Source organism: Microbulbifer yueqingensis (assembly GCF_900100355.1).
Taxonomy (GTDB): domain Bacteria; phylum Pseudomonadota; class Gammaproteobacteria; order Pseudomonadales; family Cellvibrionaceae; genus Microbulbifer; species Microbulbifer yueqingensis.
This window is the reverse complement of record NZ_FNFH01000002.1, coordinates 1-13,257: the sequence shown is the minus strand read 5'-3', so window position 1 is coordinate 13,257 and position 13,257 is coordinate 1. Positions and strand designations below refer to the sequence as shown.

The following is a 13,257-nucleotide window of genomic DNA, read 5'->3' as shown; positions in this document are numbered from 1 at the left end:
GTCATGCGCTGGCGGCCCCGGCTTCACGGCTGCCAGCGGTACTGCCCCAGGTCCAGGCGGCCGCCGATAAACACCACCCCCTCCCGCTCCAGCCGCTCGCGCTGTTGCCCTGCGCCGGGTTCCGGCAGTGAAATCCGCCCGCTGGCGTTCACAACCCGATGCCAGGGAAGGCTGCTCTCCTCCGGCAGGCGACGCAGCAGCTGGCCTGCGAGGCGCGCCGCGCGCGGAAAGCCCGCCATCTCCGCCAGGTCCCCATAGGTGATCACGCGACCAGGGGGGACTTCCGCCAGTACACGGCAGATTCTGGATATGGCATCATTGTCACGATTCTGCGGTTTTTTCCCCACTGGATAATCTCGACTTAAATCCCCATAAAAAAACAGGGTTTTCTGTGTTGTTAGCTGTTCGTCGCCTGACTGTATTCTTTCCTATTTTGCTATCGCTTGTCGCCCTGCCGGCGTTTGCCGGCGTCCTTACGCTGGATAACGGCGATCGCATCCACGGCCAGCTGGTGGTGGTGGAGCAGGACCATGTGGTCTGGCAGTCGGAAACCTTCGGCGAGATCCGCATCGAGAAGGGGAAGGTCCTCTCGCTGGATACCGACCAGGACCTGAAGATCGCCGGTCGGGATGAACCCTGTGCACTTGCGGGTCACCGCCGCGAGCAGTGGGAACTCTACTGTGACAGTGGCAGCGGCTGGGTGATGGATTTTCCGGCAATCAACCGCGCCGAACCGTACATCAACTACATCGGCCAGCCCTACACCCTGCACGGTAACGTCAGTGCGGGCGGGGTGTTCGAGCACGGCAATCGCGAGCGCGAGGACCTGGATGTAAATATCAGCATCGACCTGCGTCACGGTGACTTCCACCACCTGCTGAATGCCCTCTACCAGAGCCAGTCCAACCAGGAAGTGGATTCACTGGAAAAATACCACCTGGGTTACGACCTGCGCTGGATATTCTCGGAAAAATGGTTCGCCGCCGCCAACACCGCCGCCGACAAGGAAGAAGCCCGCAACCTGGATCTCGGCACCACGGTCGGTCTCGGCCTGGGTTACATGTTTTTCGAGACTGAAAAGACGGCCCTGTCCATCCAGGGTGGTGTGAGCCGGCTGCAGGAAGAGTTTATCGATACCGAACTCAGTGAGTCGCAGGATGACCTTTACGCGGCGGGGCGCGCAGCGATCAATTATCGCTACAAGTTCGCCCTGGGGCCGGAAGTCTATTACGACCAGGAAATCCTGCAGTCGGTCAACAGCAGCGAGGACTACCAGACCAATGTGAAGCTCGGCGTGCGCACGCCACTGGCCGAGGGGCTGATGATGGAAATCGCCCAGCACTGGCTCTACGACAACACGCCCTCGCTGGGGAGTGAAAAGGAAGATACCAAGCTCACCGTCGGGGTCGGCTACCAGTGGTAGGATAGGCCCCCGAAATTGGGGCCCGTGTCTCCCCCGGAGCACCGCCCATTAGAAAATAACGAGAAAGTAGACGAGGAATTCCCATGCAGATCGCAAACAGTGTTGTGGCAATTACCGGCGGCGGCCAGGGCCTGGGCCGTGCCATGGCAGAGCACCTGGCAAAGCAGGGTGCGCGGCTGGCACTGGTCGACGTGAACGAAGAGGCGCTGCAGGCCAGCGCCGAGGCCTGCCGCGAGCACGGCGCCGACGTGCGTACCTACGTCCTCAACGTAGCGGATGAAGTCCAGGTGGACGAGGGCTTTGCCCGCATCAATGCCGACTTTGGTGGCTTCCACGTACTGGTCAACAACGCCGGCATCATGCGCGACGGCATGCTGCTGAAGGTAAAGGATGGCAAGGTTACCGACCGTATGTCCCTGTCCCAGTGGCAGTCGGTGATCGACGTGAACCTCACCGGGGTGTTCCTGTGTGGGCGCGCCGCGGCCGGTATCATGGCCGAGAGCGGCCAGGGCGGGGTGATCGTCAATATCTCCAGCCTGTCCCGTGCCGGCAATATGGGCCAGACCAACTACTCGGCCAGCAAGGCCGGCGTGGCCACCATGACGGTTTCCTGGGGACGGGAGCTGGCCCGCTACGGCATCCGGGTGGCCGGTATCGCGCCGGGCTTCATCAATACCGATATGGTTGCACAGATGCGCCCGGAGATCCTCGACAGCCTGGTCAAGCAGGTACCGCTGCGCCGGCTGGGCGAGCAGGAGGAAATTGCCTCCACCGTGGCGTTTATCCTGGAGAACGACTACCTAAACGGCCGTGTGCTGGAAATTGACGGCGGCGCGCGGCTGTAAGGGGCAAGCCTTTTCGCTTGCCGATTTCCGACAGGGCGATCGCTGCGATCGCCCTGTCCTGACTTCTCCGTAGGAGCGGCCGCTGGCCGCGATACCCTATCCCTTACCGGACAGCGTCCCGGCCACTCAGGATACCCTGGCAACCCCGCCCTCCAGCCGGTCGGAGAACAGCCACTGCCACAGCTGGATATGGCGCGCGCGGAAGGCGCCGGCACAGGACAGCAGGTAGTAACGCCACATCCGGTAGAAACGCTCGCCATAGCGGTCGGCGAACTGCGACCAGTTGCGCTCGAAATTCGCATGCCACGCCATCAGCGTATGGTCGTAGTCGCTGCCGAAGTTGTGCAGGTCCTCGCACACCAGCAGCCGATCGGCGGCATCACCGATCTGGCCGGTGGAGGGCAGCTCGCCGTTGGGGAAGATATAGCGCTCGATCCAGGGGTCGGTGGCGGAGTGGCGCTGGTTCTTGCCGATGGTGTGCAGCAGCATCAGCCCGTCCGGCGCCAGGCATCGCTTCGCAACCTTCATGAAGGTGCGGTGGTTGCGATGCCCCACATGCTCGAACATGCCCACGCTGGCAATGCGGTCGAATTTCTGGTCCAGGTTACGGTAGTCCTGCAGGTGCACGGTCACCGGCAGGTCGGCGTACCGCTCGCGGATATAGGCCTGCTGCTCCCGGGAGACGGTAACCCCCACGCACTCCACGCCGTAGTGCTCGGCCGCATAGCTGACCAGGCTGCCCCAGCCGCAGCCGATGTCCAGCAGGCGCATGCCGGGCTGTAAGCCCAGCTTGCGGCAGATCAGGTCCAGCTTGGCCTCCTGGGCCTGGTCCAGGTCCTCTGCGCCGGCGCGCCAGTAGCCGCAGCTGTACACCATGCGCCGGTCCAGCATCGCCTTGTAGAAGTCATTGCCCAGGTCGTAGTGGCGCTCGCCCACCTCGAAGGCGCGGCGGCGGCTCTGCAGGTTCACCAGGTAGCTGCGCAACAGGCGCAGCGCGTTGCGCCACGGGCGTACCAGCCGGGTAAGGTCGGCCCGCAGGATACGGGCGAAGAACTGGTCAAGGGCGCGCGCATCCCAGTCCCCCAGCATGTAGGTCTCGCCCAGTCCCAGGCTGCCGCGGGCGAGGATCTCGTCCAGCGCCGCCTCCCGGTGCAATTGCAGGTCCCAGGGGCGGTCGCCGTTGATACGGATATCGGCCTGCGCGAGGGCCTCGTCCAGTAAGTGACGTCTGCGTGCCAACACCGGTGATCCCATTACCTCCTGTTGCTCACTTCCCATGTCTGCCTCCATTGCAGTGGTGTGCTTTTTCTTCTTTATTGTCCCGGCTCCAGCCGGCAGGCCTTGAGAAATCACGCGACAGGCCTCATTCACTGTGTCTGGGATTGCGATACCCTGACCCTATCGAAAATAGCAGTTTCGCCGAATCCCTCAAGCCGACTGCCCGGAGGAAACCATGCGCCCACTGCTTTTGCTGTTTATTGTCGTGCCAATCATCGAGATGTGGCTGCTGATCACCGTGGGGCGCGAGATCGGCGCGCTGCCGACCATCGGCCTGGTGCTGCTCACCGCCGTGGTGGGCCTGGCGCTGCTGCGCCGCCAGGGCCTCTCCACCGTGATGCGGGCCCAGCAGAAGATGCAGACCGGCGAGCTGCCGGCGCGGGAGATGGTAGAGGGCATCTTCCTGGCCGTGGGCGGCGCGCTGTTGCTGACCCCCGGCTTCTTCACCGATGCGCTGGGATTTGCCTGCCTTATTCCCGGCCTGCGCCAGCTGGTGCTGGGCCGCCTGCTGCGCCGGGTGATTGTGGTGCGCTCATTCGGCTCCATGGGTCCCGGACCGTCGGCCGGGCCCTACCGCCGCCCCGGCGAGGACGACATCATCGAGGGGGACTACTCCCGCGATAACGGCTCCCGTGGGGGGGACCGACGCGAGCTGGGGCGGGGGGACCGGCAGGATCGGGATGAGTGAAAAGTATCCAATTCTTGCCCGTCAGGGGCGGATTCCTGTCTCCCTGCAATTTTTTTAACGGAGACTGTTGAAATCCCCGGTGCCGCCCATAGATAGGGAGCACCCTGAGAATTTGTCCCGCTCCTGCCAGCAGGAGCGGACACCCCGGGGCCGGAGGTCGAGCGGACCGAGGGTCCCCGGTCTGGAAACCTGAAAAACGACTCATTGGAGAGCCTATCCATGAAAATTCGTCCTTTACACGACCGCGTCGTAGTACGCCGTAAGGAAGAAGAAGAGAAGACCGCTGGCGGTATCGTCCTGCCGGGCGCCGCCAAAGAGAAGCCGAACCAGGGCGAAGTAGTCGCCGTGGGCGAGGGCAAGCTGCTCGACAACGGCGACGTGCGCGCGCTGTCTGTGAAAGTAGGCGACGTCGTGGTGTTCGGCCGCTACGCCGACAGCAATACCCTCAAGGTGGACGGCGAAGAGCTGATCATCATGAGCGAAGGTGACATCTACGGCGTGCTGGAAGGCTGAGCCCAGCGCACTCGATACGCACACACAGAATCTGAGGAAGAACAATCATGGCAGCAAAAGACGTTAAATTCGGTGACGACGCCCGCCAGAGAATGCTGGCCGGTGTAAACATCCTGGCTGACGCCGTAAAGACCACCCTGGGCCCGAAAGGCCGCAACGTGGTACTGGACAAGTCCTTCGGTGCACCAACCGTGACCAAGGACGGCGTATCCGTGGCCAAGGAAATCGAACTGAAAGACAAGTTCGAGAACATGGGTGCACAGATGGTGAAGGAAGTTGCCTCCAAGGCCTCCGACACCGCCGGTGACGGCACCACCACCGCAACCGTACTGGCCCAGGCCATCGTAACCGAGGGCCTCAAGTCTGTGGCCGCGGGTTTCAACCCGATGGACCTGAAGCGCGGTATCGACAAGGCGGTTTCCGCTGCCGTAGACCACCTGGCTACCCTGTCCACCCCTTGTGAAGACAGCAAGTCCATTGCCCAGGTTGGCACCATCTCCGCCAACAGCGACTCCAGCGTCGGCACCATCATCGCCGAAGCCATGGAGAAAGTGGGCAAGGAAGGTGTGATCACCGTTGAGGAAGGTTCCGGCCTGGAGAACGAGCTGGACGTGGTTGAAGGTATGCAGTTCGACCGTGGCTACCTGTCCCCGTACTTCATCACCAACCAGGAGAACATGACCGCCGAGCTGGACGATCCCTTCATCCTGCTGGTGGACAAGAAGATCTCCAACATCCGCGACCTGCTGCCGCTGCTGGAGCAGGTAGCCAAGTCCTCCAAGCCGCTGCTGATCATCGCCGAAGACGTGGAAGGCGAGGCTCTGGCCACCCTGGTAGTGAACAGCATGCGCGGTATCGTCAAGGTTGCCGCGGTCAAGGCACCGGGCTTCGGCGATCGTCGCAAGGCCATGCTGCAGGACATCGCCATCCTGACCGGTGGTACCGTGATCTCCGAAGAGGTCGGCCTGGAGCTGGAAGCTACCACCCTGGAGCACCTGGGCAGCGCCAAGCGCGTTACCCTGTCCAAGGAAAACACCGTGATCGTTGACGGCGCCGGTTCCAATGAAGACATCGAAGCGCGCGTCAAGCAGATCCGCGCCCAGATCGAAGAGTCTTCCTCTGACTACGACAAGGAGAAGCTGCAGGAGCGCGTGGCCAAGCTGGCCGGCGGTGTTGCGGTAATCCGCGTAGGTGCTGCCACCGAAGTGGAAATGAAAGAGAAGAAGGCCCGCGTAGAAGACGCCCTGCACGCTACCCGTGCCGCGGTGGAAGAGGGCGTGGTACCCGGCGGTGGTACCGCCCTGGTGCGCGCCGTACAGGCCATCTCCGTAACCGGTGACAACGAAGACCAGAACCACGGCATCGCCGCCGCACTGCGCGCCATGGAAATGCCGCTGCGCCAGATCGTCGAAAACGCCGGAGACGAGTCCTCCGTTGTGGTCGACAAGATCAAGCAGGGCGAAGGTAACTACGGTTACAACGCCGCTACCGGCGAGTACGGCGACATGCTGGACATGGGTATCCTGGACCCGGCCAAAGTCACCCGCTCTGCACTGCAGGCGGCTGCCTCCATCGCCGGCCTGATGATCACCACCGAAGCCATGGTTGCCGAGCTGCCGGAAGAGAAGCCGGCTGCCCCGGACATGGGCGGCATGGGTGGCATGGGCGGCATGGGCGGCATGATGTAAGCCGGCCTTTCCAGCCAACCCTACGAAAAGCCCCGCATTTGCGGGGCTTTTTTGTGCGTATCGTTCCGAACCCTGCCTCCCCCCACAATTGACATACTCCTTTGCGAAACCGCCCCGATGGAAAATTGTGCCTAGGGAGCCGGTCCCCATATCTGCCTATGCCATAACGCCAGCTCGCAAGTTCCGGCTTGCTTGATGAGCAGCCATGGTATTCCAGCAACGATAATCGCACCTGGGACCGCTGCACCCATTCATTCCGAATGAACCTCCTTTTGCCGCTCCAAAACCACTGAGTAAGAACCTGCCTTAAGTGCCAATAGTGCCGTCTGTGCCTAATTACACCAGGATCACGAGCCGCATCCTCTATCCACGGCGAAAGTCTCCTAAGTATTTGACTTGGAAGGGGTAGGCCGTAAGATCAATTGACCGGTGTACATGGGGCCACAGAAGATGCGTCTTGTTTTTTCACAGCCGTTTACAGCGCTAGAGCCTCTAAGCCGTTGAAGTTGCAGAAGATTTTAAAAATGCTTGGTCTGCCTGCTCCGTAGATATGCCACGCCTGGATATATAGACGCGTCCTTTGAATAAACTGTTAAGTGAATATGGAAAAAATCCTCTGCGGTGAGATCAGCAAGGGTTCTGTTCAAGTGATTGTGCGAGACAGTGCATATTTTATTCGCTATGACGCTGGCGCACATCAAGTTGTTTGGCGTGAAGATGTGATTTCGTATGTTGAAGCAATGGAAATTGTCAAAGATCAATCTTGCGTAGAAAGGGTTTTAATGAACCTCCAACGCCGGCTGCTTGATTCCGGAGTGAAGCCATATGTGTCAAATTGGAACCCTGATGCAAGCAACACTTAACAATCACAGGCAGCAAGGCTCCGGGCCTTCGGCCCTCCGCGGGACGTCTTACCTTATGCACGTTTTGCGCGGTCGCTACGCTCCCATTTTCGCGCAAAAAGCGCATAAGGTAAGCCGCCCCTGCTGTGGGCGTGAGCCGTCCTTAGTGATCGAGTATATGAATAAATATTTAGAATCCACAGAATACATAGACTGGAAAAATCCTGAGATTTTATCTCAAGCGAAGGTCCTCGCTAATGGCAATGGTAGCCTTTTGGAAATCTCACGGAACTGCTTTGAATTCGTTCGTGATGAAATTAAGCACAGCTGGGATTACAAGCTGAATCCTGTAACATTAAGAGCCTCTGATGTCTTGAAGCATGCAACAGGATATTGCTTCGCAAAAAGCCATTTGTTAGCGGCACTTTTACGCGCGAATGGAATTCCAGCCGGATTGTGCTATCAGCGCTTAACAATTACAGATTCTCCTCCCTTTTGCCTTCATGGCCTAAATGCGGTCTATTTAGAGAATTTCGGCTGGTATAGAATTGATGCGAGGGGCAATAAGCAAGGGGTGGCTGCAGAATTTTTCCCACCTAAAGAAAAGTTGGCTTTTCGAATAGTCGCAGAAGGAGAAGCTGATTTACCGGAAATATGGTCTGAACCATTGCCTGTGGTGGTTCAAGTGCTTCGGCAGAGTAAAACTTACCAAGAGGTTGCCGATAATTTGCCAGATGTCGAGCTGGTCGCGGCTAACAAGGCTCTGCAGGCCGACGGCTAACCTTGTGCACTTTCTGCGCTGGTCGCTGTCGCTCCCATTATCGCGCATAAAGCACACAAGGTTAGCCGCGGCTGAGCGCGGCGTTATATGTCGGAGAGTGAATGCCACAATTAGAACAAATATTGACGGAATGGCTTTCTAATAAATTAAGTGATTCAGAATATTATCAGTATCTTATTGACCATCGTAGTGAATGTGAAAGTAGATTCACACGAGGCAAGTTTTTACAGCTTAAATATTTTAATCGCGTAGTAGCTCGTGAAATTTTAGATGAGCTTGCACCTTGTGATTTTTGTAACGAGGAATTTACGATAGAGCAGCTTTATTCATTACGCGATAAACCGAATTTTGAACTAATTAACAAACCAGATTTTGTTAATATTAGTTTTCCGTATTCAGGTGTAATGGGGTCAGAGCAATATGCTCGATGTAAAAAATGTGGAAGTATACTTTTGTTTATCGCACCAGAACGAGAGTTTAAAGGTTGGTGGGGTAAGGTGGGGTAAAACATATAACAAATCGTTGCAATTGACAAAATACATGTCACGAATTTTGGTTCCCAAAATGTAGCGCCATGTATTTTGCAACTGAACTCAGCGTTAAGCGTAAGGAAGCCTGATGAAACTAAGATTCCGCATAGGTCCATTTACCTTTGGCAAAAGTGGAGTCAGGTTTAGTGTGTGGAAGGGAGGCACAGGCGTTTCCATTCCTCTTTCTGAGAGTGGCGGTAATACGTTTGGGAAAGTAAAGCTTGGCCCGGTAAGCGCATACTTCAACCCAGCTAAGAAAAAGCAAGTTCTGGAGAAATTTGATTCAATTGAAGCAAGCGCAGTGAGCGCTTTGCTAGAAGATCAGAGCTTAATGAAACGGCTCGAGATAAGCGGCGTGCCCTGGAGAGGCATGCAAGAATGCCTTAAAGATGCTCTCCCTCGAGAACTGAGAAATAGAGATAACCTAGCGTATAGCCTTGTTCCAAGGGTAATGAATTCTGCATTTGGCCCCCAAAATAGAGCGTGGGAAACAGAAAAGCGGCCCGCAAAAAGCGGGAGCGGAGAGACCACATGGATTGTCCTGAGGGGGCAGTAGCGCTTAACAAGCCAATGCACGCGGAGCCATCTACGCTACGCAATATTTGTGGTGTCGCTTCGCTCTTTTACCACAAATATTGCTCCACTTCGCCGGCCCGGTGATTGGGGCGTTAAGCGAAGAAGAGGAATCGCATGAAATCCCGTGAATTATTATCAGTTGGTCTTAGAGTTTGCGGCGTGCTGCTGATATTTTTAGGCTTGCGAACAATTTCTAACCAATATATGTCGTTGGGGATGCTTTCATATAATGGTGATGAGCGCATCCAGGTGTATGCAGTGGTGACTGTAATAGAGATTGCTTTGATTTTTTTACTTGCGCTAGCACTCCTCAAGTTCCCAAATTTGGTCGCAAAGAAGCTATTACCCCGTGAGTCAGATGATAAAGTTGAGTTCTCAAAGAATGGTAAAGAGTTGCTCTCGATTGCCTTTTGTCTAATGGGGGTTTACATCCTTTCATGGGCAATCCCTGACTTAGTTAATAATGGAATGTGGCTCATTCATTTCTCAGAAAGAGCATACGCAAGTGATAGTAATTACGCCGAAACAGTTATTGTTCAGATTACTACGGTGGTAGAAATAGTGATCGGTGGTTTTCTCTGCTTTGGAGCCTCTGGTCTAGGAAACGTGCTGTGGAAACTGAGAGGCATGCAGCGCGCTTAACAAGGTGCAGCAGACCGACGTCTTACTCTGTGCGCTTTTTGCGCAGTCGCTACGCTCCTATTTTCGCGCAAAAAACACACAAAGTAAGCCGCAGCTGCGCACGGCGTTAGGCACCATGAGATATGCAAAGAATTTTTGAAAAAATTTACAGGATATTTTGTGGCTGCTTGCTCTGTTTCTTTGCATTTGCACCGGGCTGGATTGCTGCGCATGTAATATACGCATTAGTAGTTTCACCCAGAGAAATAACCGTCGAGGCACTTGTAGCCTTGGGAGTTTGCTTGCCTTTGCTGTATTTTTTGCTCTTGCTTGCGTTTCGTGCCTTTACAGGTATTGGGCGGCACCAAGATGGTGGTCTACTTCCTCCTTGGGGATTGCAGGTCTTTGCATCATTGATGGGCGTAATTGCGATATTAATTATTTATTTTGGCTGGCTAAAATCTGATCTTGCTCCTATCTTAGGAGGCTTGGCTTATATCTCCGTCTCCCTGGCAGTATATAGAATTGCTCAAGCAAGAAAGGGTGCGAGTAAAATCAGTGCCTAACAAACAGCGGCAGAGCGACAGCCAACGCTACGCAGCTTTTGTGTTACTCGCTGGCGCTCAAACATTAACACAAAAGGTGCTCCGCGCTGTCTGCGCCTGCGCTGGGCGTTATGTGTAAATGAAGAAGATCATCGACTTCAAGCTCTTTCTGGGGATGATCGCCATATGTAGCTTGATCGCGATGGGCATATGGTACTTCACAGATTTTGGGTTTTGGCCAGTGCTAGGCGTTATTGTTGTGGCAGTATTGATAAATGGATGGCTCGCGACATGGGAAGACGAGCTACCTGGCGGATTTTATAATCCAGGTCGCACCAGCGAAGATGAAAAATGACTTACCAGCAAGCCACTACACATAACAAGCTAATGAACTTCGCGCGCGAAAGACGCGCGCCGGACTGCTTACGCTGCGCTCCAGCAGCCAGTTATTAGAACGTTAACCATATTGAAGGCATGGATGGCAAAGTCATTACTTTTGAAGGCAGTCTTAATCACGGCACTAGTTTTGGTGCTCGTTCACGTATTCTCAGCAAGTTACTTTCTTGCGCTGATTATCGTCGCTATTCTCGGAATCTTTGGCGAGATCATCCATCTTCCAGAAAACATGCCTGGGGAGGCTGATAACCCAGATGGTGAGGGGCTACATCCTGCAAAGGCTATTTTGATTGGCGGTGTCATCGTCGTTGCACTTGTGGTTTTGGGAGAGGTTTTTCCGGTTTTATACGAGCTTGGAGTCAGCCCAAATGGTTAACAAGTCGCTGTAGTTCGCGGCCGTTGGCCGCCGGACGCCCTTTCCATTGCGGCTTCGCCTCCATTACAAGGGCGCCGCTAAGCTAAGCGTTATAAGCCATGAAATCACTAGCCCTCTTTGTAGCAATTACCTTTCTCCCAGTTTTCGGGCAGGCATCTCCAATGCGCAGTGGAGAGGTAACCCAAGAACAGTCTGATGAGCTCATTGCGTACTTTAATAAAGGCGCTACTGTCTCGGTTTCGGGGGCTCCGCTTCGCTCTCTGCCCAAAGGGTTGGGAGATAAAATTTGGAGAATCTCACGCAAAGAAGCAGAGTACGTAGTCGAAATTGCTACGGAAAAGTGTGATAAAAATGGCTATGAAGTTTTCATTGTAAAGTACAAATGTAGTGTGAAGAGCGCTTCGTGCGGTTTCCAAGTCAGTGAAACCAATGAGTGCATCATGGAGATCGCTTATAACAATGCCAGGCAGTGAAGCTCCGGTCCTTCGGCCCTCCACGGGACAGCTTACCTTATGCACGTTTTGCGCAGGTCGCTTCGCTCCCATTTTTGCGCAAAACGCGCGCAAGGTAAGCTGCCCCTGCTGGCGGCGTTATACGTCTTAAGTCATGCGTATGTTGAAATTCGAATGGTACGTTGAACCAAGTGAGTTGAGTTACGGCCAACTTCTAATTTTCTACCAAGTTTATTGGAGATTTTTCAAACCGAAAGGATACAAAGAGAAGATTTTGCATCGTCTCATTGTTGGCGAGAAAGTTCTTAGTTACTTCAAAGGAAATGCAGTAGCCTGGCATGTTGAAAAAAGTCGTATCTCGCGCATTGCATTACCTAAAAATTTGAATCCACGTTCAGCTTTTGACAATTCGTACGAAGTAACTGTTTTCACAAATGATTCTGACCGATACGTATTTGAGTGTACATTAGGCATGCAAGAGCTTCTTAAGCTCCGATCGGAGATCGAGGCAGCGGCCAACGTATAACAATCGCAGGCAGAATACTCCGGCCCTTCGGGCCTCCGTGGGACGCCCAACGCTGTGCACATATTGTACTGGTCGCTGCGCTCCCTTTTTAGCACAACATGTGCACAGCATTGGTCGCCCCTGCTGCGGGCGTTAGTGGTGAAAATTATGAACCAAGACCTAGATAAAAGATTAAACCTTCCGATGATTCTGTATGTCGTAGTTGCGATTTTTATGCTGATCGGCGTTGTGTCAGCGTACGAAATGATTCTCGCTATATTTAATGGCAGGTTGGTGCTTGAACTAGGTGTGCTACTGTTACCTTGTGCTTACGGCCTTACCCAGCTGAGTAGGGGGTGGCGTTTAGCTTCTATAGTCGCGTCGTTAGTTATGCTTTTCGTTAATGGAGTAGGAATTGCCTTGCTTTATTTCCATTCTGAGCCAGTAAGCCCTTCGGCATATTTTTATTCTGCGATTTCTGCTGTTCTTTTAACGTTGGTCTATGGAATACTCGTAAGCGATAAAGTATCAGCATTATTTTCCAGTGAACACTAACAAGTCAAAGCAGGCCGACGCGCTTGGGCGCGCGTCTGTTTGAGGCGTTATGTGCTCGAAATAGATAAGGAATGATGATGGTTTGGAACATATTAATCGGAGTCTACCTGCTAATTTGGTCAATATGCGGAATCACCTTCTTTCTTATCAAAGGTAGACTTCAACGTGACTATCCTGAGATAGCAGAGCGAATATTTGCAAAGTCGCTAGCAGAGCACAATTTAGCAATGTCTCTTAAGTTTCAGAAGTTCTCATTACGCTCAAGCATGTGGGAAGAGATTGAGGATGATTGCTTGATTACTCTACTTCAAATACATCGTGCGGCATTTATTGGCTTTGCTTCAATGTTGGCTGCATTCTTCGCGTTCCTTATAGTCGGCGTACTATACGAGTTAGTCTAGAAATTATGGCAAAAACCACATATAACAAGGCTAGGCACATGACCTCCGGAAACTGTCATACGCTTTGCTTTCGCAAAGCACACGCCAGTTACCTCGGCCTGAGCTATCGGCGTTAAAAACAAGACTTACCCGCGTTTAGTAGACACCCTGTATAGTTAGGTTTCGGCCTAACACGGAGGTGTACCATGGGTAAGAAGAGAGCACAGGCGTATACGGAAGAGTTTCGCAGAGAGGCAGTCAAG

General features: G+C 54.2%; 17 protein-coding genes. 15 read left to right on the top strand and 2 right to left on the bottom strand.

Going from position 1 to position 13,257, the window contains the following annotated elements; all coding sequences use genetic code 11:
- Positions 1-23 precede the first annotated feature (23 nt).
- Positions 24-347 carry an MGMT family protein gene (locus tag BLT26_RS03945; RefSeq protein ID WP_091508902.1) on the bottom strand — a complete coding sequence of 108 codons (324 nt, stop codon included), beginning with the start codon at positions 345-347 and terminating at the stop codon, positions 24-26.
- A gap of 44 nt (positions 348-391) precedes the next feature.
- Between BLT26_RS03945 and BLT26_RS03940 the strand changes: the two genes are divergently transcribed.
- Positions 392-1,423 carry a DUF481 domain-containing protein gene (locus BLT26_RS03940; RefSeq protein WP_091508900.1) on the top strand — a complete coding sequence of 344 codons (1,032 nt, stop codon included), beginning with the start codon at positions 392-394 and terminating at the stop codon, positions 1,421-1,423.
- An 83-nt stretch (positions 1,424-1,506) separates the two neighbouring features.
- A complete protein-coding gene (locus BLT26_RS03935; protein WP_091508897.1) occupies positions 1,507-2,268 on the top strand; it encodes an SDR family oxidoreductase in 762 nt (253 codons plus the stop codon).
- A gap of 126 nt (positions 2,269-2,394) precedes the next feature.
- Here BLT26_RS03935 and cfa read toward each other — a convergent pair whose 3' ends face one another.
- Entirely contained in the window at positions 2,395-3,546 is a 1,152-nt protein-coding gene (gene cfa / locus BLT26_RS03930) for a cyclopropane fatty acyl phospholipid synthase (protein ID WP_091510868.1), read from the bottom strand.
- A 175-nt stretch (positions 3,547-3,721) separates the two neighbouring features.
- On the opposite strand from cfa, the gene BLT26_RS03925 reads away from it, so the two are divergent.
- The 13 genes from BLT26_RS03925 to BLT26_RS16180 all read left to right on the top strand — a co-directional run bounded on the left by BLT26_RS03925 (position 3,722) and on the right by BLT26_RS16180 (position 12,614).
- Positions 3,722-4,234, top strand: a complete 513-nt coding sequence (locus tag BLT26_RS03925; protein ID WP_091508895.1) for an FxsA family protein — start codon at positions 3,722-3,724, stop codon at positions 4,232-4,234.
- 219 nt (positions 4,235-4,453) lie between these two features.
- Positions 4,454-4,747, top strand: coding sequence for a co-chaperone GroES (locus BLT26_RS03920; RefSeq protein WP_091508891.1), 294 nt, complete (start codon positions 4,454-4,456; stop codon positions 4,745-4,747).
- 47 nt (positions 4,748-4,794) lie between these two features.
- Complete coding sequence (gene groL / locus BLT26_RS03915) at positions 4,795-6,435, top strand: chaperonin GroEL (protein ID WP_091508888.1); 1,641 nt, start codon at positions 4,795-4,797, stop codon at positions 6,433-6,435.
- 602 nt (positions 6,436-7,037) lie between these two features.
- Positions 7,038-7,298 (top strand): hypothetical protein, encoded by a 261-nt coding sequence (locus tag BLT26_RS16200; RefSeq protein ID WP_139169399.1) that lies wholly within the window; start codon positions 7,038-7,040, stop codon positions 7,296-7,298.
- A gap of 157 nt (positions 7,299-7,455) precedes the next feature.
- Positions 7,456-8,058, top strand: coding sequence for a transglutaminase-like domain-containing protein (locus BLT26_RS03910; RefSeq protein ID WP_091510864.1), 603 nt, complete (start codon positions 7,456-7,458; stop codon positions 8,056-8,058).
- Between the two features lie 101 nt (positions 8,059-8,159).
- The gene (locus tag BLT26_RS16195) at positions 8,160-8,564 is read left to right on the top strand and encodes a hypothetical protein (RefSeq protein WP_139169397.1); all 405 of its coding nucleotides are present in this window, start codon (positions 8,160-8,162) and stop codon (positions 8,562-8,564) included.
- Positions 8,565-8,676: 112 nt separating this feature from the next.
- Positions 8,677-9,144: a hypothetical protein gene (locus BLT26_RS16190; RefSeq protein WP_139169395.1), complete on the top strand. Its 468-nt coding sequence runs from the start codon at positions 8,677-8,679 to the stop codon at positions 9,142-9,144.
- 134 nt (positions 9,145-9,278) lie between these two features.
- The gene (locus BLT26_RS03905; protein ID WP_139169393.1) at positions 9,279-9,806 is read left to right on the top strand and encodes a hypothetical protein; all 528 of its coding nucleotides are present in this window, start codon (positions 9,279-9,281) and stop codon (positions 9,804-9,806) included.
- Positions 9,807-9,928: 122 nt separating this feature from the next.
- Positions 9,929-10,351, top strand: a complete 423-nt coding sequence (locus BLT26_RS16185; RefSeq protein ID WP_139169391.1) for a hypothetical protein — start codon at positions 9,929-9,931, stop codon at positions 10,349-10,351.
- A 118-nt stretch (positions 10,352-10,469) separates the two neighbouring features.
- Complete coding sequence (locus tag BLT26_RS03900; protein WP_091508880.1) at positions 10,470-10,685, top strand: hypothetical protein; 216 nt, start codon at positions 10,470-10,472, stop codon at positions 10,683-10,685.
- 123 nt (positions 10,686-10,808) lie between these two features.
- Complete coding sequence (locus tag BLT26_RS03895; protein WP_091508877.1) at positions 10,809-11,102, top strand: hypothetical protein; 294 nt, start codon at positions 10,809-10,811, stop codon at positions 11,100-11,102.
- Positions 11,103-11,200: 98 nt separating this feature from the next.
- Positions 11,201-11,575: a hypothetical protein gene (locus tag BLT26_RS03890; protein WP_139169389.1), complete on the top strand. Its 375-nt coding sequence runs from the start codon at positions 11,201-11,203 to the stop codon at positions 11,573-11,575.
- 652 nt (positions 11,576-12,227) lie between these two features.
- Positions 12,228-12,614 (top strand): hypothetical protein, encoded by a 387-nt coding sequence (locus BLT26_RS16180; protein WP_139169387.1) that lies wholly within the window; start codon positions 12,228-12,230, stop codon positions 12,612-12,614.
- Positions 12,615-13,257: the final 643 nt, after the last annotated feature.